Annotated in this window: 32 protein-coding genes and 3 pseudogenes; 12 read left to right on the top strand and 23 right to left on the bottom strand. The window is 36.2% G+C overall.

All coding sequences use genetic code 11. The features are described from left to right. The 3 genes and pseudogenes from L3081_RS24520 to lspA all read left to right on the top strand — a co-directional run bounded on the left by L3081_RS24520 (nucleotide 1) and on the right by lspA (nucleotide 4030). A pseudogene (locus L3081_RS24520) lies at nucleotides 1-3092 on the top strand (efflux RND transporter permease subunit). 58 nt (nucleotides 3093-3150) lie between these two features. Continuing rightward, complete coding sequence (locus tag L3081_RS24510; RefSeq protein WP_242289083.1) at nucleotides 3151-3477, top strand: P-II family nitrogen regulator; 327 nt, start codon at nucleotides 3151-3153, stop codon at nucleotides 3475-3477. A 64-nt stretch (nucleotides 3478-3541) separates the two neighbouring features. Beyond that, nucleotides 3542-4030 carry a signal peptidase II gene (lspA, locus tag L3081_RS24505; protein ID WP_242289082.1) on the top strand — a complete coding sequence of 163 codons (489 nt, stop codon included), beginning with the start codon at nucleotides 3542-3544 and terminating at the stop codon, nucleotides 4028-4030. Between the two features lie 500 nt (nucleotides 4031-4530). Here the strand turns inward: lspA and L3081_RS29290 are convergent, their stop codons facing one another. Both L3081_RS29290 and L3081_RS24500 read right to left on the bottom strand, forming a co-directional pair. Beyond that, a complete protein-coding gene (locus tag L3081_RS29290) occupies nucleotides 4531-4713 on the bottom strand; it encodes a helix-turn-helix domain-containing protein (RefSeq protein ID WP_420839791.1) in 183 nt (60 codons plus the stop codon). Beyond that, nucleotides 4659-5222, bottom strand: a complete 564-nt coding sequence (locus tag L3081_RS24500) for a hypothetical protein (protein ID WP_242289080.1) — start codon at nucleotides 5220-5222, stop codon at nucleotides 4659-4661. The genes L3081_RS29290 and L3081_RS24500 overlap by 55 nt, the downstream gene beginning before the upstream one ends. 436 nt (nucleotides 5223-5658) lie before the next feature. Between L3081_RS24500 and L3081_RS24495 the strand changes: the two are divergent. Continuing rightward, nucleotides 5659-5898: pseudogene (locus L3081_RS24495) on the top strand (Tn3 family transposase); the annotation flags it as partial. Between the two features lie 27 nt (nucleotides 5899-5925). Here the strand turns inward: L3081_RS24495 and L3081_RS24490 are convergent. Next, nucleotides 5926-6621 (bottom strand): annotated as a pseudogene (locus L3081_RS24490) (IS982 family transposase); the annotation flags it as partial. A 167-nt stretch (nucleotides 6622-6788) separates the two neighbouring features. On the opposite strand from L3081_RS24490, the gene L3081_RS24485 reads away from it, so the two are divergent. From L3081_RS24485 to L3081_RS24455, 7 genes are all read left to right on the top strand, one after another. Continuing rightward, entirely contained in the window at nucleotides 6789-7802 is a 1014-nt protein-coding gene (locus L3081_RS24485; RefSeq protein WP_242289076.1) for an IS110 family RNA-guided transposase, read from the top strand. 527 nt (nucleotides 7803-8329) lie between these two features. After that, nucleotides 8330-9217 carry a hypothetical protein gene (locus L3081_RS24480; protein WP_242289074.1) on the top strand — a complete coding sequence of 296 codons (888 nt, stop codon included), beginning with the start codon at nucleotides 8330-8332 and terminating at the stop codon, nucleotides 9215-9217. 76 nt (nucleotides 9218-9293) lie between these two features. Then, nucleotides 9294-10166, top strand: coding sequence for a hypothetical protein (locus L3081_RS24475; protein ID WP_242289072.1), 873 nt, complete (start codon nucleotides 9294-9296; stop codon nucleotides 10164-10166). A gap of 565 nt (nucleotides 10167-10731) precedes the next feature. After that, the gene (locus L3081_RS24470; protein WP_242289070.1) at nucleotides 10732-11379 is read left to right on the top strand and encodes a hypothetical protein; all 648 of its coding nucleotides are present in this window, start codon (nucleotides 10732-10734) and stop codon (nucleotides 11377-11379) included. Nucleotides 11380-11471: 92 nt separating this feature from the next. Next, nucleotides 11472-11699: a hypothetical protein gene (locus tag L3081_RS24465; protein WP_242289068.1), complete on the top strand. Its 228-nt coding sequence runs from the start codon at nucleotides 11472-11474 to the stop codon at nucleotides 11697-11699. Continuing rightward, the gene (locus L3081_RS28775; protein WP_242289066.1) at nucleotides 11681-12178 is read left to right on the top strand and encodes an AHH domain-containing protein; all 498 of its coding nucleotides are present in this window, start codon (nucleotides 11681-11683) and stop codon (nucleotides 12176-12178) included. Before L3081_RS24465 ends, L3081_RS28775 begins: the two co-directional genes overlap by 19 nt. Further along, nucleotides 12178-12768: a hypothetical protein gene (locus L3081_RS24455; RefSeq protein WP_242289064.1), complete on the top strand. Its 591-nt coding sequence runs from the start codon at nucleotides 12178-12180 to the stop codon at nucleotides 12766-12768. The genes L3081_RS28775 and L3081_RS24455 overlap by 1 nt, the downstream gene beginning before the upstream one ends. 73 nt (nucleotides 12769-12841) lie before the next feature. On the opposite strand, the gene L3081_RS24450 is transcribed toward L3081_RS24455, so the two are convergent. The 4 genes from L3081_RS24450 to L3081_RS24440 form a co-directional block, all read right to left on the bottom strand. Further along, on the bottom strand, nucleotides 12842-13651 hold the full coding sequence (locus L3081_RS24450; protein ID WP_242289062.1) for a coiled-coil domain-containing protein: 810 nt from the start codon (nucleotides 13649-13651) through the stop codon (nucleotides 12842-12844). Nucleotides 13652-13689: 38 nt separating this feature from the next. Continuing rightward, the gene (locus L3081_RS27540) at nucleotides 13690-13824 is read right to left on the bottom strand and encodes a hypothetical protein (RefSeq protein WP_274620746.1); all 135 of its coding nucleotides are present in this window, start codon (nucleotides 13822-13824) and stop codon (nucleotides 13690-13692) included. A 248-nt stretch (nucleotides 13825-14072) separates the two neighbouring features. Further along, nucleotides 14073-14651, bottom strand: coding sequence for a PIN domain-containing protein (locus L3081_RS24445; protein WP_242289060.1), 579 nt, complete (start codon nucleotides 14649-14651; stop codon nucleotides 14073-14075). Beyond that, on the bottom strand, nucleotides 14651-15106 hold the full coding sequence (locus L3081_RS24440; RefSeq protein ID WP_242289058.1) for an excisionase family DNA-binding protein: 456 nt from the start codon (nucleotides 15104-15106) through the stop codon (nucleotides 14651-14653). The genes L3081_RS24445 and L3081_RS24440 overlap by 1 nt, the downstream gene beginning before the upstream one ends. A gap of 243 nt (nucleotides 15107-15349) precedes the next feature. Between L3081_RS24440 and L3081_RS24435 the strand changes: the two genes are divergently transcribed. Further along, complete coding sequence (locus tag L3081_RS24435; protein WP_242289056.1) at nucleotides 15350-15583, top strand: hypothetical protein; 234 nt, start codon at nucleotides 15350-15352, stop codon at nucleotides 15581-15583. Between the two features lie 132 nt (nucleotides 15584-15715). On the opposite strand, the gene L3081_RS24430 is transcribed toward L3081_RS24435, so the two are convergent. From L3081_RS24430 to L3081_RS24355, 16 genes are all read right to left on the bottom strand, one after another. After that, on the bottom strand, nucleotides 15716-15982 hold the full coding sequence (locus tag L3081_RS24430) for a hypothetical protein (RefSeq protein ID WP_242289054.1): 267 nt from the start codon (nucleotides 15980-15982) through the stop codon (nucleotides 15716-15718). A 299-nt stretch (nucleotides 15983-16281) separates the two neighbouring features. Then, a complete protein-coding gene (locus tag L3081_RS24425; RefSeq protein WP_242289052.1) occupies nucleotides 16282-16482 on the bottom strand; it encodes a hypothetical protein in 201 nt (66 codons plus the stop codon). A gap of 90 nt (nucleotides 16483-16572) precedes the next feature. Then, the gene (locus L3081_RS24420; RefSeq protein WP_242289050.1) at nucleotides 16573-16794 is read right to left on the bottom strand and encodes a hypothetical protein; all 222 of its coding nucleotides are present in this window, start codon (nucleotides 16792-16794) and stop codon (nucleotides 16573-16575) included. Nucleotides 16795-16827: 33 nt separating this feature from the next. Beyond that, the gene (locus tag L3081_RS24415; protein ID WP_242289048.1) at nucleotides 16828-17403 is read right to left on the bottom strand and encodes a hypothetical protein; all 576 of its coding nucleotides are present in this window, start codon (nucleotides 17401-17403) and stop codon (nucleotides 16828-16830) included. Between the two features lie 290 nt (nucleotides 17404-17693). Continuing rightward, nucleotides 17694-18872 carry a hypothetical protein gene (locus L3081_RS24410; RefSeq protein WP_242289046.1) on the bottom strand — a complete coding sequence of 393 codons (1179 nt, stop codon included), beginning with the start codon at nucleotides 18870-18872 and terminating at the stop codon, nucleotides 17694-17696. Nucleotides 18873-19172: 300 nt separating this feature from the next. Further along, nucleotides 19173-19436 carry a hypothetical protein gene (locus L3081_RS24405; RefSeq protein WP_242289044.1) on the bottom strand — a complete coding sequence of 88 codons (264 nt, stop codon included), beginning with the start codon at nucleotides 19434-19436 and terminating at the stop codon, nucleotides 19173-19175. A 21-nt stretch (nucleotides 19437-19457) separates the two neighbouring features. Then, nucleotides 19458-19709: a hypothetical protein gene (locus tag L3081_RS24400; protein ID WP_242289042.1), complete on the bottom strand. Its 252-nt coding sequence runs from the start codon at nucleotides 19707-19709 to the stop codon at nucleotides 19458-19460. A gap of 81 nt (nucleotides 19710-19790) precedes the next feature. Next, entirely contained in the window at nucleotides 19791-19985 is a 195-nt protein-coding gene (locus tag L3081_RS24395; RefSeq protein WP_242289040.1) for a hypothetical protein, read from the bottom strand. 67 nt (nucleotides 19986-20052) lie between these two features. Beyond that, on the bottom strand, nucleotides 20053-20733 hold the full coding sequence (locus L3081_RS24390; RefSeq protein WP_242289491.1) for a cobaltochelatase CobT-related protein: 681 nt from the start codon (nucleotides 20731-20733) through the stop codon (nucleotides 20053-20055). A 182-nt stretch (nucleotides 20734-20915) separates the two neighbouring features. Continuing rightward, nucleotides 20916-21869, bottom strand: a complete 954-nt coding sequence (locus L3081_RS24385; protein ID WP_242289038.1) for a hypothetical protein — start codon at nucleotides 21867-21869, stop codon at nucleotides 20916-20918. Between the two features lie 79 nt (nucleotides 21870-21948). Further along, nucleotides 21949-22473: a hypothetical protein gene (locus L3081_RS24380; RefSeq protein ID WP_242289036.1), complete on the bottom strand. Its 525-nt coding sequence runs from the start codon at nucleotides 22471-22473 to the stop codon at nucleotides 21949-21951. Nucleotides 22474-22748: 275 nt separating this feature from the next. Next, complete coding sequence (gene yfaE, locus L3081_RS24375) at nucleotides 22749-23003, bottom strand: class I ribonucleotide reductase maintenance protein YfaE (RefSeq protein ID WP_242289034.1); 255 nt, start codon at nucleotides 23001-23003, stop codon at nucleotides 22749-22751. Next, the gene (locus L3081_RS24370; RefSeq protein ID WP_242289032.1) at nucleotides 23000-23203 is read right to left on the bottom strand and encodes a hypothetical protein; all 204 of its coding nucleotides are present in this window, start codon (nucleotides 23201-23203) and stop codon (nucleotides 23000-23002) included. Before L3081_RS24370 ends, yfaE begins: the two co-directional genes overlap by 4 nt. Next, nucleotides 23178-24059: a DUF7146 domain-containing protein gene (locus L3081_RS24365; RefSeq protein WP_242289030.1), complete on the bottom strand. Its 882-nt coding sequence runs from the start codon at nucleotides 24057-24059 to the stop codon at nucleotides 23178-23180. Before L3081_RS24365 ends, L3081_RS24370 begins: the two co-directional genes overlap by 26 nt. Nucleotides 24060-24432: 373 nt before the next feature. Next, entirely contained in the window at nucleotides 24433-25650 is a 1218-nt protein-coding gene (locus L3081_RS24360) for a DUF3150 domain-containing protein (protein WP_242289028.1), read from the bottom strand. 106 nt (nucleotides 25651-25756) lie between these two features. Next, nucleotides 25757-26254 carry a hypothetical protein gene (locus L3081_RS24355; protein WP_242289026.1) on the bottom strand — a complete coding sequence of 166 codons (498 nt, stop codon included), beginning with the start codon at nucleotides 26252-26254 and terminating at the stop codon, nucleotides 25757-25759. Between the last annotated feature and the right edge of the window lie 17 nt (nucleotides 26255-26271).

Genomic DNA, 26271 nt, shown 5'->3' with positions numbered 1-26271 from the left:
ATGCTTAATAAATTAGTTGAAGCGTCTTTACGCTATAAATTTTTGGTCATCGTTATATTCTTACTTATTGCTTTCTTAGGATTGCGTGCTGTAAATAATGTTCCGATCGATGCATTTCCGGATGTGACTCCTGTTCAGGTAAATATTTATACCGAAGCTGCGGGATTAGCTGCTGAAGATGTTGAACAATTACTAACTTTTCCCGTTGAATCAAGTATGGCCGGTTTGCCGGGTGTTGAAGAAATTCGTTCTGTTAGTCTTTTTGGCCTTTCTTATGTTTCAGTCTATTTCGAGGATTCATTAGATATCTATTTCGCTAGACGATTAGTTATGGAGCGTTTGCAAGAAGTATCTGAACGAATTCCTGAGGGTTATGGTAAACCTGAAATGGGACCGAATACCTCTGGTTTGGGGCAAGTCTTTTGGTACACAATAGAACGAGCAGATGAAAAACTAAATGCTGATATCAATGATATGGATTTGCGTACAATTCAAGACTGGAATGTACGTCTTATGCTCCGAACTGCTTCTGGTGTAGATGATGTTATGTCTTGGGGAGGAAAAGAAAAACAACTCCAAGTCATTATTGAACCGTTGAAACTTATTGAATATGACTTGACGTTTAGAGACGTTATGGAAGTTATTGATTTAAATAATAGGCAAGTAGGTGGGCAATACATCAACCAAGGGCCAGAGCAGTATCTTGTTAGAGGACTTGGATTAATAAGTGATGTTACTGATTTAGGGAAAATAGTAGTAAAAGTAAAAGATGGAGTACCTGTCTATTTAAGTGATGTTACTAAAATTGAGGAAAAACCTGCATTACGTTTTGGTGCGGTGACTCGTGACGGTAAAGAAGTTGTTTTAGGGATGGCACTGGCTCGGATCGGTGAAAATGCCAAAAATGTAGTTGATGCGGTCAAAGAAAAGATGGCAATTGTTGAATCTACATTACCTGAAGGCGTTGTTGTTAAACCTATTTACGAACGCACAGATTTAGTGGAAAAAGCGACTAATACCGCGATTTACGCGTTAATCGAAGGCTCTATTTTAGTGGCAGTAGTCTTATTTCTCTTTTTAGGTGAACTACGTTCTGCGATTGTCGTTATAGCGGCTTTACCACTTGCAATGTTGATCGCATTTATCTTTATGAACGAGATGGGATTGAGTGCTAATCTAATGTCGCTAGCGGGGTTGGCAATTGGCATCGGGATGATGGTCGATGGTGCTGTTGTACTAACAGAGAACGCTTTTAGGATCATGGCTGAAAGAAAAGCAAATGGCGAGATCGTCGATAGAACTTCTGCGGTACTCGCAGCATCAAAAGAAGTCATAAACCCAATCGCATTTGCAATACTTATCATTATTGTTGTTTTTGTACCGCTATTTAGCTTGACTGGTTTAGAAGGGAAACTATTTAAACCAATGGCATTCAATATCAGTTTTGCCATGGCAGGCTCTTTATTGCTAACTATGACTATTATACCAGTACTAGCCGCGATGATTTTAAAGCCTAAAATTGAGCGAGATACTAAACTCGTTAGTTTGATTAAAAAAGTTTATTTACCTGTTTTAGATTGGTCTTTACTGAATAAGAAAAAAGTCATTGGCGTTTCAGTTGGCTTGTTGATTGGGAGTTTATCGCTATTTCCATTTTTGGGAAAAGAATTTATGCCTCAATTACAGGAAGGCTCTGTTATGTGGCGAATAGTATCGATACCATCGACTTCACTCGAAGAATCAATTGAAATATCGAAAAAAGTTGAAAAAGCGCTCACCGCTTTTCCTGAAGTGAACACTACTGTTGCAATGATAGGTCGAGCCGAAAAGGGTGAAACTGCGGATGTAAATTATATGGAAATATATACGGATTTAAAACCTGTCAATGAATGGGAAAACAACCGTACCATTGCTGAATTAACTCATGAAATGAGAGAGGAGCTTGAGGAGTCGGTTCCAACATCTGTCATTTCGTTTACTCAACCTATTCAAATGAGGGTAGAGGAGTTAATTTCAGGCGTTAGGGCGACTCTTGCAGCAAAAATTTATGGAGAGGATTTAGCTGTACTTGACAAAATAAGCCAAGAAGTTAAACAGGCTATATCTTCGGTCCAAGGTGTTGATGACTTGTCACTTGAAGCAAATATTGGTAAACCACAGATCCAAATTAAAGTGAATCGTGAAAAGCTAGCCCGTTATGGAATGAATGCTGAACAAATTTTAACATTAGTTAAAAACGGGATAGGAAGCGAGCCAGTATCAAGTTTGATTCAAGGTGTAAAACGCTTTGATATTGTTGTTCGTTTGGACGATGAATCTAAATCGTCAATGACTTCTATTAAAGATATTCCTATCAGTACACCAACAGGAGCTATTATCTCATTGTCAGATGTGGCTGATGTAACTGTTTCTGAAGGTTATTCTTTTATAAGAAGGGAACAACTTCAACGGTATGCTGTCATTCAAATGGATGTAAAAGGTAGAGATGTTGATAGCTTTGTTCAAGATGCTATTGAGGCGATTAATGACAAAGTTGAAATGCCTGCGGGTTATTGGATTGAATGGGGTGGTGCATTCGAGAACCAACAACGAGCTTTAAAACGTTTGGCTATTATTGTCCCAATCACAATATTTTTTATCTTCGTCTTATTATATACCGCATTTAATTCCGTGAAATATGCGGCAATGATCATAGCTAATGTGCCCTTTGCAACGATAGGTGGATTATTTTCATTGTTTATTACTGGGCAATATTTATCTGTTCCTTCTGCCATCGGATTCATAGCGGTTTTTGGTGTAGCGATGCTCAATGGTATTGTGCTGATAAGCTTTTTGAATGAACTCAGAGAAAAAGGTCGGTCGGTAAAAGAAGCTGTTCGGAAGGTGCTGAATTAAGGTTAAGACCCGTTATGATGACTGCAAGTGTCGCCATTTTAGGTTTAGTACCAATGTTGTTATCTAGCGGTGTAGGAGCTGAAACACAGCGCCCATTAGCGACAGTTGTGGTTGGTGGACTTATAACTTCTACGTTATTAACGTTGATTCTGCTTCCAGTCATATATGAATGGTTAGAAGGTAGAAATAAAAAATAATTTGTACCTTCCGGCTATTTTAGTTGGAAGGTAACTACTCTGGTAAAGGAATTAAATTATGAAAGAAATAAAAGCGTTTATTCACAGGAATCGAATTGCTGACGTCGTTCACGCACTCAAGAATGCTAAATTAAATAAGATATATTGTAATTTATCAATAAGTGATGTTTCTGGAAATCTTGATGCATTAGACAATAAAGAAAAGGACTACTCGATAGAATTTGGTGAAGGTTTCATTACTGAAGCAAAACTAGAACTGATATGTGAAGATGAACGAGCTGAAGAAGCTATTCAAATAATTCAACTACACGGGCGAACAGGCCAAGACATTGTCGGTTGGGTTTATGTATTAGATATTAGTAGGATTGAAGTAATCAAAAATTAGTTGTACCTCTAAAACCTTGTGTGATTTTTTATTGCACAAGGTTTATTATCAAGAAGGAGTATGAATGAGCATTATCGAAAGAATATATACAGTGTTTTTTATTATGTTTTTTTTGGTTTTTGTAGATCAGTTAACTAAAACATTGGCATTAGCACATTTGCCTAAACACGAAACTTTTAGTTATCTTAACGACTTAATTAGAATAGGAGTTTATGAAAATAAAGGAGCTTTCTTAAGCATTGGAAGTCAGTTAAGTGAATTTACTCGCTTTTTAATTTTTACAGTGGCTGTAGGAGGAGGGCTAATTTGTTTATTGAGCTATTTAATAATAAATAGCAACCAATCTCGAATTTCATTAATAAGTTTATCTGTAGTCTTTTCAGGGGGACTTAGTAATTTTTATGATCGAATAGCGAACAATGGAGCCGTTATTGATTTCTTGAATGTAGGTATTTATTCTTTTCGAACAGGTATTTTTAATTTTGCAGATGTTTTCATCATGATAGGTGTTTTTATTTATCTTTTGATAAATAGTATTGGTAAGGAATTTTAATCCTTGGACTTCCCATACTTAGCTAGGCACCAAATGAGTTACATTGTAACTTCAATCCTGATGTGAGAAAACATAGGTAATGTCGTTCTCTAAGAGGGATTGTTTCCGAGACAACAATACAAGTTTGTAATGAAGCAATTGAAGGGTACAAAGGTGCTATGAGTATCCCTTTTAATTCAGATGGTTGAGAAGAGGTCGATAATTGACTGAATGCATATGATAATAGCTAATTAATACAAGTAAAGTAAATAAATCTCTGACATTCTATAACTAACTATACATCAAGTTAGTAGGTGAAATAATGAAAAGACTTTTAACCAATATGTTATTGCTTTTTACGGCTATAATTATAATTTTGGCTACTTTTTTTCACGGTTTTATTGCTGATATTTCAGTTTTTCATGGCATTATATTGCATCCATTGTTCTTATTATCTGGATTATGTTTATTGGTATACTACAAAAATTAAAGATACCAAAATCATTTCTGATAAGATTATATCATTGAAAAATAACTGTTACTGGTATTTGTCTATTAACAATCTTGGAGGGAGAAATACCATACATTTGTTTAAATACTTTAGAAAAGTGAGCTGAGTCTGTAAAGCCACCGTGATGTGCACCATCTGTTAAAGAACATTGCTTAACTGCAAATTCCATAGCGCTACGAATTCGACACCACAGTGAATAACGACGAATAGGTGTCCCAACTTCCTCTTTAAAAGATGCGCTAATCGACTGGGCGATATATGTACACTTTGGGCCAATTCACTTAGAGGGATCTGGCTATCTATACACGTGTTCAATTGTCGTAATACTTCTCTTACGCGCGGATCAATTCTGATATTTGAAGAGGAAGGAATGATTAGCTCATCGATGATTTTTTTCGCTGACTCCTTAAATATCCCCTTAAACTGAATGTTACCTAATTCGATAATAAGTTCTTTCGAAAAACTTAACGACTTGAAAGGTTTACTTTCACATAAGCCATATTGTTTAGATATAGTTTGATAAGGATTACTTTGAATGTCCAAAAATAATGTAGCAATGATCGTATCAGGGGCTACTAACCTATGATCAGCATTAGCTGCTATAACAACTGCTTCAAAAGTTTCTGATAACCCGTTCTTATCTATCAATTGAAATGTATTGTTTAATCCGATGCATACTTGAGCCGCATGATGTCGATGCAAAATTGTGTCAAAACTACTTCCAATATATAAAACGTAGTGATTACTAAGAAATAGATGATTCATAAAAAGGTTAAATTGAAAATTGACTCATTCCCTAATATAGCACCTTCATACAAGTCAGTATTTTTCTTTGATAAATAATGAAGTCTAAACAACGAGAATATGTGGATATGTTAGAAGCGGAAGTAGCCGACCCTTTAAAATTAACCATTAATATAATATGTGCTATTCTACTTCTGTTTTTAGTTAAATAATCCTAAAAATGGAAGTATATAAAAGGGCTAACTTAACAAAGTGATCTTAGTGCGTTATCGTACCGTTGGACTTCAAACTCCTCATGTTTACAAACGAAAAAACTCTCCTAAAATAAAGCTACCCATATTGGTGTAATAGCCTTTCTAAAATATGAAAACCCATTACACACGAAACAGGCACTTTACTGGCTAACTTTGCGATTTTGTACAATGTAAATGCGATGACTGAAGTCTTTAACCAATTAAAGTCGGAAGGGTATAATATTACTCGAGAGCACATGGCTGCTTTTTCGCCTTATCACACTGAACACTTAGGAAGACAGGGAAGTTTTGAGATAGACCTAACAAAGCAAGCCAATGGCCTTCGAACTTTTAGTTTAATAATCCAATATATTTCAACCGATTACAAGATTAGTGGCTAAATTCAACACTTTTCCCGGCCGGACCTCAGATAGCATTGCTCTATCCCATAATGACATAGCTTTGGCTTTCATATTACTGCGAACCGTTGTTATCAAATCGACACCTTTTGCTTTTAAGTTGGCTGTTAACTTTTTACTAATGTAGCCTTTATCAGCGTACAATTTTCCTTTGAGATTTTTTGCTAATTCTAATACAGGTTTTGTGTCGTGCACATTGCCAGTAGTTAATTTAGCATCAACTATTTCACCTTTAAAGTTAGTGACTAAGTGCAGTTTGAATCCATAAAACCAACCCATTGTTCCTTTGCCGCGTTCGGCTATACCGTCAAATGTTTTGTGTCTAGGTATTCTCAAGTTATGACATACTTTTATACTTGTAGAGTCAATGAACTCAATACCTGTAGATTCACCTTTAAGTATTGAAAAGTAGCTAGAAAGCGGAACAATAGCTTTAGGCATCACTTCTAAAAATCGAGTGTAGCTCAATAAATTAGGGAAATGTGAATGGTAAAATTTAGCGATAAAACCTTTATAATAATTTTTAAAGTCGCGATGATTTGATGTATGAAAAGCGATAAGGACAGTCATTATTTCGCTCATAGTCATACGACATGATCGTTTTCGCTTGATATTACCATCAGCAATTAACTGTTTTTCCCACTGTGGAATAAATACGCGGCAAAAATCATCGACATCACAGAATATTTCAACTAGTTTATTCATGCCTGTTCCTTATTATCTTTCTGTTTTTTCTTGGTCGAAAGATCGGATCGTGGAACAGGCAATTAGTTCAATTTTTATCCCGAGCTGATGTGATGGTCTCCTCCCAAACGGCATCTATGTGCCATGATTGAAGTTATTACATACAATCAAAATAGGAGAAGACCAAGATGAAGATTACAACAATTGGGTTAGATATAGCAAAAAGATTTTTTCATGTTGTCTGTTGCAATGACCAAGGACGCTTAGTTAGAAAGAAAATGTTAAAACGAGTACAAGTATTGGCATTCTTTCAAAACCATCCATCTTGTTTAGTTGCTTTAGAAGCTTGTGCAACTTCCCACTTTTGGGCAAGAGAAATACAAAAGTGTGGTCATAAGGTAAAGCTTATTCCACCTCAACATGTGAAAGCTTTTTTAATTGGCAATAAAAATGATTATAACGATGCGCTAGCAATTGCTGTTGCAGCTAAACAACCACATATTAATAGTGTTGGAATTAAAACAATTGAGCAGCAAGATAATCAAGCACAGCACAAAGCGAGAGAGTTAGCCGTTAGACAAAGAACTGCACTATGTAACCAAATCAGAGGGCTAATCGCTGAATATGGCATTATTTTAAACCAAGGTGTAAACAATATACGCAAAAATATCACCTTAATGTTAAATGATGAAACCAAGTCATTATCAGGGGCGTTTAAAACCATACTTAGGCAACTACAAACGCAATTAAACGTATTGGATTCTTGTATTGAAGAGTATGGTAAATTAATTGTTGAGACAGTAAAAAGCAATACTATTTGTCAGCGAATTCAAACAATACCAGGGTTTGGTCCTATGGTATCAAGCGCCTATTTTAATGAAGTTGGTAATGGGAGTAATTATCAACGAGGTCGTGATGTTTCAGCATCATTAGGTATAGTCCCCCGACAACACAGCAGTGGCGGTAAAGATACTTTACTAGGGATAAGTAAACGAGGAAATAGTTATCTAAGGTGTTTATTAATTCAGGGAGCTAAGGCCGTTGTTTCAAGAGCAAAAACGAAAAATGATAAATTAAGTCAATGGATAAACCGACTTGTTCAAACTCGGGGGCATAACCGAGCATGTGTAGCTTATGCCAACAAAATGGCGAGAATGGCTTGGGCTATTACCGTCTCTGGTGAGGGATACTCAGCAGTATAAGTAAACCACTCTTCAACGAATTGCGTGGGTAGAACGAAACGATGACATAACAGGTAAAACCTGCATATTGAAAACCTGATAACCTCAAAGAACTATGAGTTCGACGAGCTGATAAGGACAATATGCGCGTAATACATCGAGGTCAGAAGCACTAAACTTCATTAAAAGACCGTATATATGACAGCAATCCTGTCCCTGTTATCGATGAGTTAAACCTTGCAATACGGGAGGAGACCATATATGAGGTTAATGAATAAATCATGTGTGTGAGGGATACTTCTAAATAACACACACCGACCAGTACGCCACCATCTTAAGTATTTGAAAACAAAGTTATTATTATGATATTTCTTTAACAGGTTATACTGAGACGTATCAAGAATAACCTGAGCTGCCCATGAAAACTTCTACAATAATGCAATAAAGCTTTGAAATTAAAGAGTTTTGAGTTAATTTATTCAACTATCAAGTAGGTGGGAGTTAATGAGACGTCTACATAATAAGTTAGGCGGCAAGGAGTAGTCTGCATGCACATATATCTAGATCAAAATATATGGATTGATTTAGCAAAAATACATCATGGTAAGGATACATCTGATAGTTCAGTAATTTTACTTGAAAGATTAAACGATAAAGTACGAACGGGTGACATTGTTTTTCCACTCTCAAATGCACATTATATTGAAACTAGTACTATTTCTAATGAAGGTAGAAGAAATAGATTAGGAGAGGTAATGTTTAAGTACTCAAAAGGTGTAACATTAGCTTCATATAAATCAATTGTAATAAATGAAATAGAAAGAGCACTGAAATCAAATTTCCCAATTATTAAGCCACGATACTTTCAACTTTTCGGTAAAGGTGTTCAGCACGCTTACGGTGAAAAATTAAATGTTGACATTCCAGAATTTATGGAACGTGCAATTTTAACAGGCGAACAAGTAGGCGGAAAAAAAATTGGTGGATTTCATAAAACTGAACATAATGAAGATTTTAAAGACCACTTAACAAAAGTTAGTAAAATGTGTAGTACTGTTCCAAAAGGACAGTGGCAAGATACCCTTGATGCAATGGCATTAGCGGATATAGAGGAGCCTTTATCCGAAGTCCTCGAATATTGGGAGATCGAGTTTGAATTGTTTATGGCATTAGGGAAAGAAAGAATTAGTCAAATTCTTAATTTTATGCCTTCAAGAGCACTGGAAATCCACTTAAATAAGCAAGTATTGAAAAACCCAAACTATAACCCTACATCAAATGATTTGATGGACTGGGGAGGAGTTGCTTTAGCATCCCAATATTGTGATATTATCATAGGAGAAAAGCATATTTATAATATGCTGCTAAGAGATAAGTTTAAAACGAAAGCGAAATTACATCGTCGCCTTTCGGATTTAGAACAATATTTATGTTAATTACCCCTTATCAAACAATCAACCATTCATTAGTCGGATATTTGGGCGTTGGTATTACACATATATGGAGTCTCCGTTGAGCAATAGAAGATCATCTGAAGGCGACGAAACTTGGTTTCGCTTACAAAATTGGACAAAAGGTCAGAAAGCAGCAGAAAGAATATCGGCTCATATTCTTAAATCCGAGCAGTACCACTCTGTTGATCCATCTCACCCTCTAGGAGGTCGCGATGGTGGAAAAGATATCCTCTGTGCTAAAAGCTCTAACAAATATGTCGGAGCGGTATATTTTCCTCGTGGGCAGAAATCATTTTCTGAAATAAAAAGTAAATTTATGGGGGATACTGAAGGCGTGATTAAAAATAATGCCCAAGGTGTCGTATTTATTACAAATCAGGAGCTGACCTTGTCTCAGCGTCATGAGTTAGAGAATCTTGTTGATTTTGAGGTGACGGTATTTCACCTTGAGAGAGTAAGTAGCATCCTTGATCAGCCGTCAAATTATGGAATAAGGTTAGAGTATCTCGATTTAGAACTAACAAAAGAAGAGCAATTGGCTTTCTTTGCTCAACAAGAACATAAGCTAAATTTTTATTCTGAGAAATTAGAGTTATTAGCGGCTGATTATGGCGAATTCAAAAATTATACTCTAAACATGCATGAGCACGATTATAATCGGAGTGTGGACGCAATTCTAATAGAAATAGACGATATGATTCAAAAGGTTTGGTATAACCGCCACTTAAACTTGAGGTATAAAGTCGAGTTTCATGGTGAAAAAGTTGACCCTGAAATCTGGAAAGGTGCTCTAGCTTCTGCAAAGAAAGTGGAAACAAAATTCGGTATAGAAAACCTTGGTAGGGACGACTTTGAGTGGGGTATGTTAAATGGAAAAGTGTCTGCATTACGCCGGGTACTTGGTGAAGAATGGGATATGTTGGATACGTAGTGTTAACAAATAATTTAAATTAATAAAACAGTTAGTTAGGTTTCGATTCACTCCACATTATAACTAACAGTTTTTGTCCGCTTAAGTGGTCATTATCGATACATAATCTAATTCAAATCAACGAAACAGTTTAAATACTAATGTCTCGAATGTGGCAATTGACGTGGTTGACCACGTCAGTCCGACTAAAGTTTGGTAAAGCATAAAGTTCATTAATTTCAGACGATGTGAGTATTTGAATACGTTTTGTTTGTTGATCAGAGATAGTGGAAAGCCTTTAAATTATTTTTTCATAATCATACCTCAACTAATTGATTAAATAATGACCTTGATGCCGATTTCGAGGGGATGGGCACAAAACCCCTTTTAGGGGGCCGCGCCCATTCCCTCGAAATGAACCTTTAAGCAAACTTCCTTATTTCTACACATAAAAATTCAAAACCGCCCTTCTGTCAAAAGCTAGCCTTTTTAAATACATATTTACATAGATTGACATCGTGACGAATAACGATATTTTAGTTTTAATTATACAGGGTAGTATGCTACTGTATAAAAATCGTTGGTCGTGATGATTATTGGTTTTGTTATGAAAAAGCACAAAAAAGAAGAGTTGGCCGTTTGGAAAAGTTACATCAGTGAAAATAAGAAAAATATTATCACTACAATAATAAATAATCTTAAACCGCTTAGATTTCCCATTGATGAAAATGCAGTGTCAGTGATGGTCAATGAATTTTCAGAAGTTGGACGAGATGATAGTTTCTGGTTAATGAAATTTATCGTCGAACCCGGTGAATTTGTCAAAATGCGGGCAAGATTTAGAGGTTATAAATATAGAAAAAACTCTAATTACACTAAAATTGGGATCTCTACTTATGCACTCAATAAGCTTAATCAGATTAAACATAATAACGATTTTGCTAATTTAGATGATGTATTGGAATACTTGATCACTGAACGTGAATATTATAACACCCTACCTTCGGAAGCTATCACCAATAAACCAAATGATATAAACAATCCTGTTTCTATTGAGCGTAGATTAGAATGGTTAATTCAGCGACTTAATAAAGATGATGTCGATATAGTAAAAAGCGCCCTAGAAGCAGTGTTTCTCGATGCTTGGGGAAAAGCAAAACTCTCTCGTTCTCGTAAAAAAGACAAGGCAACTGAAGACATGAATAAACAACCGTTGGTTAACATGCTGCCTTGAATGTGTGATTTCTTTCTATTGGGCTTGCATAAGCTGCCTACCTTTAATAATATTAATAGTCAAAATCATATACACTTATCAAGGAAGATATTATGCATTCAAAATCGATGCAAAATTACCCGCACCCATCAAGGACAAATGATCCCTCAGCGCTTGAACTTGCTATTTATAATTTCGAATTAAAAGCGAAAGCTTATTATGATAAAAAGATGAAGTCTGATAATTCAACTGAATTAACAAATAGACTAAAAACTGATTATAAACATCTTCAATCAGAGAAAAAAGAATTGAATCAATTGGGGTGGCCCAATCTTATTTAAAAAAGTATCGGGAGGATTCTAATCAATCTGATTTAAGCTCGTTATCGAAAGAAGCGCACCACCCAACAAATAAATTAGCCACATTTCTTTTTGCTATCGGCGAACCAAAACCAACACCAGCCCATGAGGCGCACCATATTATACCTGGTAAAGGTCGATTTGACATAAGAGCAATATTAGCAGCAAGATTAAATTTACACCTAGCCGGTGTTGGTATAAATGACCCTTTCAATGGAACTTGGTTAATTAATTTTCTCCATAATAAAGAGTTTGACTGGGCTACACCCGATGCTCCTCCTCATAGAAAAATACATAGAAGAAATTATGAAACATGGATAGGTCGAACTTTAGGTCAGCAGAACAATAACAACAAGACCGAGTTTATCAATTCGCTTAAGGTTGTTAAAACTCATATAAAAACAGGAACTTTACCACCACAAATTTTTGAGCCAAATACAGAATTATGGAAAGGGATCTAATGGTATACCGTATTTCAAAACCTAAAATGAGTGTTGACGCATTAGACTTAGACACTATTTCTATTGCCAATAAAATTGCTGAAACGTCTTCTACGTCATTAAATGACATAATAAAAATATTGATGTCTCAGGCTTACTCAAACACAAGCTTTACATCATTATTTTCCGGCTCATTTGATTGTGAGTTTAATCAGGAAGCGCTTAGTGATGATTTTGATATTAATGTTTTGGGGACTTTTGTTGTCTTTAAACCCTCGGCATTTGAAATATTAAAACCTTTGATACAAGACTTTGGTGAGTTTATAGAAGTAAAAACCAATAGAGGGTTAATGATACTTTTTAATTTATTAACTTTTGGTAATGAGGATATAAGCTTAACTGAAGTTAAATATTCGGATGGTTTTGAGCATGGCTTACACTCTTTAGTCTTTATTGAATCAGATGTTAAAAATAAACCTATATTCAAATCAAAAATGGAGGGGGCGAACCTCATTTACTGCAATGATGATTTTTTCAATGTCGTAAAAAATAACAACCTTACAGGTGTTGAGTTCTATAAAGATTTGTTAAGTATTTTTCCTACAGGGTAAATTGCACCATTCTTTATTTGTATTAGTTCCGACACTCAGCCCTCTTAATGTAATGTATATACTGGGTGTTGTATTATTTCTTAGATGCCAAAGCCTGTGATAATGAGCTTATTTCACGTTCAGATTGTGATAAATCGTGTTGCGCCTGTGAAAGCTGCTTCTGTAACTCAACAAGTTGTGCCTGAGCTGTACTCAATTTTGACTCGGTTTCTTTTGCGGTAACTAACTCTGCCTCTAATCGTTTTGTATCTTTGATAAAAGCGTTTTGCTCCGTTTGTAACTGCACAATTAGTGTTTTTCTATCGGCAATATCTGTTTGCAATTGACTCATAGCTGATTTGGTTTGTTCAAATTGCGCTTGTGCAATTTCATGCTTGGCCTGCTCAACAGTAAAATCTTTCACTTGCTGCCTCAATATTTTTGTTTCAGATTCGGCTTTATCAATTTGCGTGTTAGCCGCACTAACTAATGCGTTTGCCTCACTTTTAGCCGAATCAATCAATGTGGCTGCTTTTTGCTCTGCCGCTTCAATCCGAGATTGTGCTTCTTTTTTGGTGTTTTCTATTTCGCTTGTCGTGTCGATCACTTTGCCCAACTCTTGTTCTGCAATCACCCTCGCTGACTCTGCCGCTTCAATTTTATCTGTAGCCGCTTTTATTCTGTCGGTGGCATCACTGATAGCCTGGACGCTTTGTGCTTGAGCAAGCTCTATCTTATGAGTACATTCAGTCTCTTTTTCATTAAGTAGCTCAATAAACTCTGCTATTTCAGTTTTTTGTCTCTCTACAATGTCACTCAATGATTTTGTTTTTCTGTCAACAATAATTTGTATTTCATTTGCCAGTAATGAAGCGATGGTACCAGAACCTAGTTCATCAGCCATTTTTAAAACTTCGGCATCTCTCTTGTCATTGAAGTCCCTTAGATAACCAGAAACAGTTTCGGTTTTTCCTCCTGTAACATTGAGAACCCCCTAACTGTAACTTTTACACCGTTTGTGATCATATCTAGTGCAACACTAGACACTCGTTCAAAAGTGACTTTTGATTCAGTCATGAGAAACCTTTTAATTCTATAATTATTGATAAACTAAGTATAAGCCAAAAAAAAGCAAAGGGAAACAGAAAACAAGCGTTTCCCTATTATTTTGTTTCTATTGGTAACAGGTGTTTCCTAATGCGGTGTTAAAAATGTGTAGTGACATTGTAGTGATACAAAATAGATAAAATTTAGGCGCAAAAAGCCGCAACAAGTACAGCTTTGAGTGAATGATTAATTAGGTAGTAACCTGGTAAAATGTAAATTTAATTGTTTTTAATTAAAGCTGACATAGGACGCAAAAGAGAAACAAAGTTTGGTAATTTCTGCTTCTGTAAACAATCCAAGTACTCTGTTGCTGTAAATGGGGGCTTTTTAAGACTGTTGATATGGTTCTGTGCCGCTTTTAGGATAGAGCCAAGATCAATTGAATATAGATCGGATAAAAATTCATCGGGGTGAATAGCTCTAATATCATACCTATCAAGATAGTCATTCGGAAAATCTTTTAGGTTGAAGGTTACAATTGTCTCAGCATTTCCTTGTATAGCTGCAGCTAATACATGACGATCATCTTCATCAGGTAATTCGAGGCCATCTATTATATGCTCATAACCTTCAACAACAGAATCTAATACATTTTCATTCATTAAAACCCTTACACGTTCAAGTTGTTCAGGATTGATTTGTGGGTTATTTTTAAGTAAGTTTCTGATCCATTCATCATGAATTTGTTCGGACCACTTTGCTCGAAACAGCCCTGTATTGGCGAGATACATCAAATAACTTCGTAAAGGAGCCGGATACATCACGCAAGCATCAAATAAGACGGTATAATTAGACATTAATAACCCATGCCTTGAATATCCTGATCTAATTCAGATAGCGTATTCAAAGATTGCAATCTTTGAGTTTCAAGTTTTTCTTTGTATTTCATGATTTCAGTAAAAGCAATTTTTCTTCGGTTACCTGTTCTGCTGTGAGGAACAACACCAGAATCGAGTAATTTGATAAAAGTAGGTCTGGAAATATTTAAAATATCAGCGCCTTCCTGAGTTGTTAGCTCTGCATGAATAGGTGTTATATTGACAACATTACCTTGACCAAGTTGAGTTAATACCTCAACCATTAGCTTTAAAGCACCTGATGGGATTGTGATCTTATGAACCTCACCATCGGCTGATGTGATATCAAATGTACTTGCATGACCATCTACGGGCAGGATCGCAGATAGTTCTTGGCTAGAGATTTTAGCTAATGCAACTTCCTCAGCACTGGGTAATGTTTGTATAGTTTCCATAATATTTATCTCTATTAATTAATAACCTTTATATTATTCGCAATAAACGAAACAATGTCAAGTATTCGAAATATTCGAAATCAGCTTTTCTATATGGTTTAGTGATTGCTACAGCCGTAACTTTAACGATGATTGGCCTTATCGAGCCATCAACGGCAAGTATTTTTTTGCCATAGATTTTTGTGAGAAAATAATATGAAACAAATAAAATTCACGCTTATTGTTTTACTATGACTATGAACATTGTTCATAGCCTGTATTGGTGGCCTTCCCCGCGATGGCCAATTAGAAACCGATGTTTCGATGGAGTTGATTTTAAACAGCACTTACGATGGAATGTTTAAAATAATCGAACCTATATACTTCAATACGAGTTTTGCTAAAGGCATCTCATTTAGTAAAGGGATATCGTTAAGTGGAAACATCAAAATTGGCGATAAAAGCGTTAAAGAAATTGCAAAAATGAATTTCACATAATAAATAAAAATGGCAAATATATTGTTACGGATTAATAAAATATGACCATACAAAGCTAAAAGGGTATAAGATATATTGTATCGAGCGCTATAAATATCAAGACGACGCTATTTTAGGCTGCTAATCTTTAAATTATTTGAGTTGCAAATATTTCCAAGTGCCGATAGGTAGCGTTTTAGCAAACTCTTTAGCCTTTAGCTTGGTTGAATACCCTTTTACACCCGCTTCATATAAAGCAGAAATAGCCTGTTGCGGATCTTTAACAAAAGGTTCGCTAGAATAATATTCCATTTTTTCTGTTTTTATTTCATTAATCCACTCAATTTTATTTACCAAAACCGTTGAGCCATTTGGTAAATAAAACCTAACTTTATTATGTCCAGTAGTTATAAACCACATGATTTATTCCTAAATTAAAATCTATTAATTTTTTTGGTTGCTCATATTTAGATGTTATAAATGCAACCGTGATAAATATCATAAATGCCATTGTAATGGATGGTATTATGACAAAAATTAACGCCATCACCCCATCAACATCTTTAAGTATTTTTAAACTAGATATAAAACACTCAATAAGGTTAAAACAGAAAAAGATAGAGTATCTTTATTATTGGATGTGAAAAACGGTATTTAGCCCCTATAAAACTAGCGGCTATACCAGGGCAATAAAAAGTAATGCGTTGTTAAACGCTATGTTAATCATACTCGTTTATTTTTTCTTTCAAATCATTCCAATCATCTTTCATTTTAGGCGGCATATGATTTGTTTCGTCAAAATCTCTTTCAACTTCTTTACATAGGTCAACAGCGTATTTATATTGATCAGGATATTCAATAGGGCCTGATTCAGTACATTCTTTTAGTTTTTTCGCTAACTTTTTTGTTTTGCTATCCATCTTCTACACCTTAAAGCCCTTATTAGGGCTGTTCGCTTGTTAAAAATCAAATATAATCAATCATCGTATCTGATTATACGGGTTAAAAAATTAAGAGTTAGTGATTAATTTTTCCTTAAAAGATACAAACTCTTCATCACTAATTACGCCATCAATCTTCAATTTATGTAATTTATCTATCTCGTCCACCAAAGAATTAACGGGTTGTTCTTCAGCTTCTATAATTGCCGCGTTAGCTTCCTCTTTTTTAATTTCACTATTGATAGCTTTTATTTCTGCCGACTTTTTCTGACATTCTATCAACGTGAGCATAAAACCTTTTAAACTGCCTTTTTTGTGGGTTGATTATGGCGAACAAAATAGAACCGAAGAGCACAGATAATCCGGCAGCAAAAAAATGCCTTCGCCTATAGGCATATGCGAGGAGCTCATGTTAACCGTAGTGATTATAGCCACTAGAGGAATTAGGGTAAATGAAATAAAACCATGTACTTTATTTCCAGAGTAAGTGATTTCCTTAGCTTTAATTAACGCAGATAAAACACTCATATTCCTCATGCTGCCATCGCTATGATTAATCACCATCGCGGGCATACCTGAAGTTTTCGTTGATAAACCGCAGTAAACAATGCTTAATGTTTCTCCTTTTCTTACATCATAATCATTTATATGTATTTTGCCCTCCTCTCCATTTTCCATAAGAAACCAGATCGTGTCTTCAACAACTGTATTTGTCGTTGTTTTAGTGTTAGAAATATGGCCGCCGTACTTTCCTATATAGCCACCACCTCCAGTCGTTGTTGTACTCGTTCTAGTTGTACGTTTTGTTTCAATCACTTTTCCAGTTAAAGTAAAAAAACTCAGTTTCTTATCGTCAAAATTAATAACGTCTAAACACGAATCAAGTCTATTTTTGAACATAAAACATTCCTTCTTTAAATTTAATATTAATCAATCACCTTGAATAAAAACAGTATTTTATTACATCTTTTTCTAATCTCCTTTGAATATGTTTCTATATTTCATTTTCAAAAGACAGATGCTACGCCCCTCTAAAACCATCGCCCAAGATTCCGAAACGGGTAAAAGCGAGGTAACGAAAAACGCCACAAAACAAAAAAAGCACAGTAAAAAACGCACTCAAACACTTAAATATACCTACCATTTTGACTATTCCTTCTGTTGATTTAACCCTATCATCCCATACTTTTTTATTCGCGCATCAAAGCTGAATTCTTACGCTTCTCAGTCAACAACCGACTGAAATACTGGCTAACAACCTCAACATTTACATGCTTTAATTTAATTGTTTCACTGTCATAGACTAATGATATACGTGCAGTATTTCGTCCGGCTAATGCAAGTACGATTTTATCTCCCGTAGCCTTGTTTTTACTAACCACCAATAAATCTGCTAATACAATTTTTCCCTCATCAACGATTGGCTTGAGTGGTTTTTGAATATAAAAACGATATTTACCACTACGATTACGACCATAAACCCATTTTTGTAACGCCAACACCTTTTCTCTTTGTAACTCACTGTAAACAGGAAGTACAATCGACTTAGACACGACAGGTATGAGCAGTATTTGTTTAAAATCAGTCTTACAATCTTTGATGATCGTTCCCATCGCTAAATAAGGTCCACTGGCTTTATGTGGTTGATACATTCCAAGGCAAGATAGGCGTTTATTACTAAACATAATATAATCATCACCTACATCAGTTACTAAACCAAACCAAAGCGATATTGGTTGTTCGTTAGTGTCGTTAGGTTTAGTGCACGCATGTTTAACCTTAGTCTTTGCGTAATCAATTCCTTTTTGGCCAAAATAAATATTAGAGACTAAATCAGCTTCACCCGTTTTTATTTTTGCATTCGACTTATTGTTTTTGATGCGCGTAATAACATCTTTAATGCTAACGAACCCGCCAAAGCTATAATCACAAAAGGCGTTGCTAATTAATGTAACAAATAACCCCTCAAGCCCCGACATAACATTTCTCGGATGCATTTTTTTATTGCTTGAGTTAATTTTTCTTGTTTGCCCACCCATTACTAACTTGTCACTAAATTGTGTTGTTAGCTCAAACGGCCTTATCTTTTGTTCTACACCAGGAGTTAATTCTATGTTTTTTCTCGCACTATAAAACTCGCAATTATTATGGTGCAAAGGACTTGTTGGGTTATCTGCTAAAAAGAACAAACCTGACGACTGCATTTTTCTTATGTGCATTGTCACAGCTTGTTCGTGTGAGCAGTGGCACTTAACGTTAAACCGCTGATACAAGGCAGCTAGATTCGCTTGATAGTCACCACCGAGCACGTCAGCCCCTTCTAGCGCCAACTCTTCTGAGCTACTACGGTTTATCTTTGTTAATTTCACTGTTTATTCACTGTCGTCGTCGTTACCATTGTCATTTGATTTTTTATGCTTACTGGCAATAACACCCATGACTATTACACCTAAAAAGGCTATCATCGTTAAAAAATCCATATCCATACCCATTACAACACCTCGCTTAACTTTATTAATAAAACTGTATTTTATCTCTTTATGGTCGGGCTTATCTTTACTAGGCCGCTTATTTTTTGTCTTCTAATACTTTTTGCTGAATTTTAGGCAAAAAAAAAGCTATCCAAAAGGATAGCTTTAATTAGGTTGATTGTTGCAAAAGTAAAATAGTTACACATGATTAAGATATAACTTTAGAACATCAACATGCTCTGGTTTTACTTCAACACACGAACTAACAGAATAATGAAATTCATCTCCCAAATCGGAAATACCATTACTTGTCCACTGTGCATTCTCACCTATTTCACCGTGACATTCATTAATAAGAGCCGTTTTTTTGGCTGCTTCTTCATTTATATCACAAACAAGTGCTGTGCAAGATTTTTGGCTTTCGCCGGATTGTATTTCTATTTTAATAAAAAAATATTTCATCGTTTTTCCTTACTGTTTCTATTAATAACAATTACTGACAATTCGCGTTCCATCATATCCTTCAGGGTATTTTTTCAACTCCCAAAAATAACATGATGAAGGTGACGTTATTAAAACATCATCATTTCGCGTAATGTAATTTGACAGGTGCCATTCTGAAAATTCACCGTCTTGATGTAACGCCGCTTCATTTCCAAATTGGTCAACACATAACATAATGTTTTTTTCATTAATAAATAAAACACCTGTTAAATAATGTATTTTGTTGTTCATATATATTTCCTTAAAAAACAAAGGAAATCACCCACAAAGGATGAATTCCCTTGTGGGGCAGTAAGTTAATACCACTTAGAACTATATTTCACCTTGAAATATAGTACCTAGCGGCAGGTTAAAACTTGTAACGAGATTTACTTTATTTAGGCTTTCACCTAATAAGTTAAACATACCAAGTTTTTTTAATAAGCGATCTATTTGCTTTCCGCTTTTAGCTCTCACAATTACTGTATTGCGTTTGTTGCGAACCTCTACATACTCATTTTTAATCATAATGTTTCCATATTTTTAAATAATGAGATCATGAAACACCCAATGGGTGAAACATGACCCATTGGGGTTAATTAAACAGCTTTCTTTGAACGCCGTCTTTAATAGCTCTGATGATGTCGCTAGCGTCTTGGCAAAAGACAACATCGTCATTTGCAAAGCCGCCTACAGTCTTAACATCTAAGCCTACAGGAATTACTTTAATATCTAATTCTTGTGCGATTGATGTAGCATATCGTACAGTATTAGCATTAACGGGTTCACCGTCAGTTAAAACAAATAATATTTTGTTTGTCTCTGAACGAAGCAGAAGATCCTCGATAGCTTTCGCCATTGAGTCACCAGTCGGTGTGCCGCCTCGTGAAATAGTTCCAAAGTTAGAATCTTTAACATATCGATCATCAAACGCTTTGATAATGCCATTAATTAGCCCGCGACCGTCTGACCTACCAAATGTTGCCACCTCGACCTTTACGCCTAACCTACTAAGCGCTTTAGTTAAGGCTAATGCTGATGTATTAGCACTAATCATTCTCGCTTGTGTCATAGATGATGATACATCCACTAAAACACTAACAGCCGAAGTAATATCACGTTGTTCACTTTTATGTTTAAATACATTAAAGCGACCTTGTGATATTCCAGACAACTTTCTATTCTCAATACGTTTACCTGTTTTTTTGAATACAGTGTTAGTAGCTGCACGATCAAACAGTGTTTTTTGCAAAACCCTGAATAACCCACCAGACATTTTTTTTGCTAAATCAACATCTACCATAGTTTCTTTATGATAGGTTTCCTTGGAGCGATGTACATGGTTAAAACCTTCCCCACTACAAGCTGAATCCTTAGAATCTTCGCCAATAAATTCAGCAAGTTTTTGGTGAAAGTCCTCTATTTGTTCATCACTACTTAGTATTGCTTGAATAGCTTTTATGATATCAGGTTTAGAGCTTTCGCCATCATCGTTAGAGTCACCGTCAGAATCAGAGCTTTCGCTATCATCGTTAGAATCACCGTCAGAGTCAGAGCTTTCGCCATCATCGTTAGAGTCACCGTCAGAATCAGAGCTTTCGCCATCATCGTTAGAGTCACCGTCAGAATCAGAGCTTTCGCTATCATCGTTAGAATCACCGTCAGAGTCAGAGCTTTCGCCATCATCGTTAGAGTCACCGTCAGAATCAGAGCTTTCGCTATCATCGTTAGAGTCACCGTCAGAATCAGAGCTTTCGCTATCATCGTTAGAGTCATCTTCCAATTCATCTTCCGGAAAGTAAGAATAGCCTTTGCAATATCATAAGCATCGGACGTACTTCTCGCTTTCTCAACTGAGCCAACTAATGACTTTACTTTGTCTGATATTTTATTACCCAGTAGGTCAACCAATAAGTTATATGCTTTGTTGGCATAGTCACTTAAACATGGTTGACCTATTACTTGGTAACGTCCGTAATACAAACAAAAAGCAGAAAGAGCACCTAATGGTGAAAGGTCTTGAATTTTATCAGGGTCAACAAACAACTCTCTTTCAATAGCTAATTCAGCTAATCGAGATAAGTTCTTCTTTGCACCAATAAAATTTTCACCAACCACTTTTTCCATTCTGATGTCTTCAATGCAATTAAGCATATTTTTCATTACCATGCTTTCACGCGCAGCAGCAATAAATACATCATGCTTAGTATGGGCTTCATGACCTAACTCATGATCAATCCAACCGTGTACCATAGCTACCCAATCACTGTCACTAAAATCACCATTTGGAATATTGATAGCTCCAGGTAAGCGATATGCGCCAGTGCCAGATACGGTTACTTCTACATTTTTTGTTTGCGTCATTACGTTTGCTAGAGCTTTCGCTCTTTTAATAAAACTTTTAGCATTCATGGCTAAATTCCTCAATAATAAATAATAAGGAATGCCATAACACAACCTATAGGTCGTGAAATAGCACCCTATAGGTTGGTTAAAGTTCGGCTTTGGTAATACACAACGCTTCATATAACAGCTTTTCACTGTCAATATTCATCATTTTGCATATTTCACCGAAGAATTCAGATTCTATCCACTCAACAGCCTCACGATAAAGTGGGCTATCAGGTTTCGAGTCGCGCATAATTTCAAGCATTCTGTAAGGAATACCTTCAACTATCGCCCAATCATCTTCTTTCCATTCAATATGGTAGAGTCCGTTATGACCGTCGAATTCACTATCAAATATACCGGTTAAAGCATATTCATCTTTTTCATTTCCATTTAGCAAATCAACCATGACCTCACGATCAACAGGGTGTGATATAACACCCGGACGATCCCAGTCAGGATTCCAGTTACGGCCCTTTTTGATTAATTTCCCCTGATTAAAGTCCTTCTGGAATTTAACAGCCTGCTTTTCGGTGATTTTATATCGACGAGCTACAGATTTAGGGGTGCCAGAACCAGAGTTAAGACGTTGTGCTGCTTGTACTTTAAGTGCTTGATGTAATTGCATAGCAATCTCCTAATGGAGTGGATACACCAAGCCCGTAAGGGATGTGTGTATACACCCCTTATGGGTTAAAATGGCTTGCGCCGATTGTGAGTCAATGGACTCGTTATTTTTTATCGCTTTCGCGTTAGTTTATGAAATCATAAACTGTCAGATTTTCGGTAAAGAAAATCCCGCAAGTTTGTATTCCGCTAGCAGGCGGTCGATGAAAAGATTCATCATTGGTAAAAAATTGGTACATTTATCAAAGCAAAAGAGGCAACACTCGGTAGCGTTAACTACCGAATGTCTATTTCAATGTCAGTCTTAGCTTTACTACAGCAAACTAAAACTTCATTTTCTCCTGCGTAGCCAATTGGATTGTCAAAATACTCAACTTCTCCTTTGGTTTTCTTTATTCTACAAGCGCCACAAAAACCCTCACGACAATGACTCTCCACCGTAACACCTGATTTTTCCAGTGATTCGAGTAGTGAGCCGATGCTCGGGATTATTTGTGAGCCAGTTTGTGAGACAACAGTGATTGTATTCATACGTTTATCTCCACACCTGTATTGACACTAATTTCTTTATTGAAAATAGTGTCAAATCCTGCCGCACCTTTTTGAACATAAACATCATTCCAATCAGCTTTAGGCTGATCCATGTTGTTCGGTACTTGAGGGAAGGTTTCGCAAGACTGTTTCGCAAGACGTTCTGATAAATTTTTACCAAACTCGAACCCCTGCTCCACTTGGTTCTAAATCAACCCAAGGTATAACCATCTTCACATCTAACGGTATATTTACCATTTCCATTAAACGGTCAGAATAGCCTACCCACATTGGGCAACCCGATGCTTCACGGACACTTAACGCAGTTTCAATACCTTCGGCGATGCCAATGTATTTCCCTGAAGCTGTATCAATAGGTTTATCCAACATAATATAGCCACCGCGCATATCTCTAGGTGGAGCTAAAATCATCTTAGGACGACTAACATCTGCTTTACCGCTACCATCACTCTTCAAAAATGTTCTATGAAGCGTTAATGGCACACCATCTTTATCTCTATAGATAGCGAGCATTCCCGGAAACTTTTGCCACGGTGAAGAATCATCTTCTTTGTAGCTAAGAGCCGGGTGAAATCTTAGGTTGTTACCCATAAGGGATAAGTCACCTTTGATCCCACGATAACGTAGATAGGTTTCAGCAATAGTATTTTCTATCGGTTGTGATTCATCCCATATACGCTTAATGATAGCTTTACGTTTAGCAGCGACATCAGGCGGTATAACTGAAGATTGTTGTGCCGTAACCTTTTTTACAGTAGAGGGTTTTACAACCCGTAAATCACCACCTAAAATAGAAATAATGTCATCTAACACTTTTCCTTTAGGCATGTCGTTGAACCATGACAGCATCTCAATTCCATCGGGCATTGCGCCAAAATCATTGTGATAACCGCCACCTGTTTCTTGCCAGTCTGGAAACAAGCGAAACTTAGTTCTACCATTACCCGTTTTGGGGCATGGTTGTTGGCGTGTGCCGCGCTCTGTAGCATCTCTAAGTGCACCGTATGCAGAATAAACTGAATTCCGTACCGCCATTTTGAGCTACTAACGCTTTTACTTGGTGTATTTTATTCAAGGCCATAATGGCACTCCTTATTTTGAGATTGTAAGATCCCAATACACCCGCAGTTGCAGAAATATTGGTGATCTTACAACCCCGTGTGTAAATAAAGAAAACTCACCCAGTAGGTGAATTTTCCTACTGGATAAGTAATATGTAGATTAAGAGCTAAACAAAGGCCCCCATTTCCACACAGCACCGATTACGATTTGTTTACCGCCTATAAAAGCAGTTCTAATCACCTTTTTTTCGTTTTTCATACATATTCCTCGCTATAAAAGCAAAAGGGGCATGAAAAACAATTACCCATAGGGTTAATGTTTACATGCCCTATGGGTTAAATTTAATTTAGAAGTTTCCGAACCCCGCAAACTGGTCTTCAACAGCTACAGTAGAAGCAATAAAAGCATCACCAAACGATTCTGTATCAGCTAATGCTTCAATTTCTTCATCAGGTACAACACTCTCAAAAACTTCATTAATATCAGCATTCGTGATAGTTTTAACTTCTTCAACTTCAGGTTTGCTATCAGTAATAACAGTTGTTGTACTCATAACCCCCTCAATGTCAGCATCCGTGATAGCTTCAACTTCTTCAACTTCAGGTTTGCTATCAGTAACAACAGTTGTTGTACTCATAGAGCCTTCAAAATCAGAAACTAAGTCCGCATTTTCATTATCTTCTTCTTCTTCCGAAGGTAAAGAACCAATACCGGCCATCGATTTAAGCGTATCAACGTTTGCAGCTTGAAGCACAAAATGCCCTAGCTTATGCAGACTTTCCTCAACGATATAACCCGTTTTAGGCAGTGCTGCTAAAGCTTTATCAAAAGCATCCACAACAGTGTCTATTTTAGGTTCTAAGAAACCTAAATTAGCTAATTTGCGGCGTAACTTTTTAATAGCGCTAACGGCTTTTTGCGAAACTTTTTCTTTTCTAGCAAAAGAGTTTTTATGTAATTTAGCTGCGTCTTCTGCAACTTCATCCCATAATGTTGAAACCACATCGGCTACAACTGCTCCTTCATCTTCTTCAAATAACGGTGACATCGCCATTGGCGGCATCACTCTAAAGATGAATCTGGATTTAAACTCCCCTTCTGTCAAAGCATGACGACCAATCAACTCAGCAACATCAGGGTTTTTAATTTGATGTTGTCTGATTATTTCTTGGTATCGGCCGCAAAGTGTTTGAAGTTCAGCATCAAACTCATTCTCTAAGCTGTTTAGGTCATGTTTAAGGTCAACTAATGAAGCCAATGGCACCAAAGTCATTCCTTTACCATAAGAAACACCACAACTTCCCAACAAACGAGTAACTTGCTGAAGAATACGATTTGAAAATCGCAATTCCTCTTTAGGAAACCATTGTAAAGCTGTGCCTTTTACTAAATCTGAATCTAATGATGCACCATCTATAATCGTTTTAGATTTAGGTAATGTGGATTGACCACAAGAACCTTGAACCTTTACCGAAACAAGACAAGCACCTGATTTAATATCTAGGTCGGTGTTATTTACTGCATCAGCAGCAATTTTTTTAGCAGTAGCTATATCGAAATTCATACATTTTCCTTATGGGGCTAAGCCCTAAATTTGAATGTGAGAATGCAGACACAACTACCCACAATGGATAGTTGTTGCATACCCACTGAGGTTTATTTACTAATAATTAAGAAAAAGCTTTTTGAGCGTTTTTCCATGTTTTTTTACTTGAAGAGGCTACTTTGTAACCTTTTTCTCTTTTAGATTTAACGCGCTTGGCCATAGAAGTACTACTATCAAGCACATTACAAATCCAACGACCTGATGTATGTTCATTTCTGAACAAAGACACAAGCTGCCCATCACTTTTTTCTGTGATAGCCCAATCTTTACCGTCGAGATGTCTCAACAAAAGCCAATCACTTGACTTTTCAGGTAAAGGCTCACACTTATAAGGCATATCCTTTAATTCATATATACCACCATCAACATCAACAACAGTTACATGACGATAAGCGTTAGGTTTTAGAGGAAATGAAACCCCATGACTACCAATAGCAGAAAAAGCACTATTTTTATCTAACAAGAACTCAGTTCCGGCAATCGATCCACCATGAGCATCTAGTTCACGACAAAGAGATAACTCCTTTCCTGTATTGTTGTTCGTACCTATCACCTCAAACACTTCAAAAACCTTACCAA

It is taken from the genome of Colwellia maritima (assembly GCF_022669015.1).
In the GTDB taxonomy this organism is placed as follows: Bacteria; Pseudomonadota; Gammaproteobacteria; order Enterobacterales; family Alteromonadaceae; genus Colwellia; species Colwellia maritima.
The sequence above is the reverse complement of the archived record's forward strand: the minus strand, read 5'-3'. Positions and strand labels throughout refer to the sequence as shown.

Coding starts and splice junctions, on each gene's coding strand:
- L3081_RS24365 (WP_242289030.1), bottom strand. CDS start 24,059: ATGGCGGTACGGAATTCAGTTTATTCTGCATACGGTGCACTTAGAGAT.
- L3081_RS24420 (WP_242289050.1), bottom strand. CDS start 16,794: ATGCTCACGTTGATAGAATGTCAGAAAAAGTCGGCAGAAATAAAAGCT.
- L3081_RS24400 (WP_242289042.1), bottom strand. CDS start 19,709: ATGAACAACAAAATACATTATTTAACAGGTGTTTTATTTATTAATGAA.
- L3081_RS24510 (WP_242289083.1), top strand. CDS start 3,151: ATGAAAGAAATAAAAGCGTTTATTCACAGGAATCGAATTGCTGACGTC.
- L3081_RS24425 (WP_242289052.1), bottom strand. CDS start 16,482: ATGGATAGCAAAACAAAAAAGTTAGCGAAAAAACTAAAAGAATGTACT.
- L3081_RS24405 (WP_242289044.1), bottom strand. CDS start 19,436: ATGAAATATTTTTTTATTAAAATAGAAATACAATCCGGCGAAAGCCAA.
- L3081_RS24480 (WP_242289074.1), top strand. CDS start 8,330: ATGCACATATATCTAGATCAAAATATATGGATTGATTTAGCAAAAATA.
- L3081_RS24430 (WP_242289054.1), bottom strand. CDS start 15,982: ATGTGGTTTATAACTACTGGACATAATAAAGTTAGGTTTTATTTACCA.
- L3081_RS24385 (WP_242289038.1), bottom strand. CDS start 21,869: ATGAATGCTAAAAGTTTTATTAAAAGAGCGAAAGCTCTAGCAAACGTA.
- L3081_RS24445 (WP_242289060.1), bottom strand. CDS start 14,651: ATGTCTAATTATACCGTCTTATTTGATGCTTGCGTGATGTATCCGGCT.
- L3081_RS24360 (WP_242289028.1), bottom strand. CDS start 25,650: ATGAATTTCGATATAGCTACTGCTAAAAAAATTGCTGCTGATGCAGTA.
- L3081_RS24415 (WP_242289048.1), bottom strand. CDS start 17,403: ATGTTCAAAAATAGACTTGATTCGTGTTTAGACGTTATTAATTTTGAC.
- L3081_RS24440 (WP_242289058.1), bottom strand. CDS start 15,106: ATGGAAACTATACAAACATTACCCAGTGCTGAGGAAGTTGCATTAGCT.
- L3081_RS24395 (WP_242289040.1), bottom strand. CDS start 19,985: ATGATTAAAAATGAGTATGTAGAGGTTCGCAACAAACGCAATACAGTA.
- L3081_RS24485 (WP_242289076.1), top strand. CDS start 6,789: ATGAAGATTACAACAATTGGGTTAGATATAGCAAAAAGATTTTTTCAT.
- lspA (WP_242289082.1), top strand. CDS start 3,542: ATGAGCATTATCGAAAGAATATATACAGTGTTTTTTATTATGTTTTTT.
- L3081_RS27540 (WP_274620746.1), bottom strand. CDS start 13,824: ATGACTGAATCAAAAGTCACTTTTGAACGAGTGTCTAGTGTTGCACTA.
- L3081_RS24390 (WP_242289491.1), bottom strand. CDS start 20,733: ATGTCTGGTGGGTTATTCAGGGTTTTGCAAAAAACACTGTTTGATCGT.
- L3081_RS24455 (WP_242289064.1), top strand. CDS start 12,178: ATGGTATACCGTATTTCAAAACCTAAAATGAGTGTTGACGCATTAGAC.
- L3081_RS24380 (WP_242289036.1), bottom strand. CDS start 22,473: ATGCAATTACATCAAGCACTTAAAGTACAAGCAGCACAACGTCTTAAC.
- L3081_RS24465 (WP_242289068.1), top strand. CDS start 11,472: ATGCATTCAAAATCGATGCAAAATTACCCGCACCCATCAAGGACAAAT.
- yfaE (WP_242289034.1), bottom strand. CDS start 23,003: ATGAATACAATCACTGTTGTCTCACAAACTGGCTCACAAATAATCCCG.
- L3081_RS24450 (WP_242289062.1), bottom strand. CDS start 13,651: ATGGCTGATGAACTAGGTTCTGGTACCATCGCTTCATTACTGGCAAAT.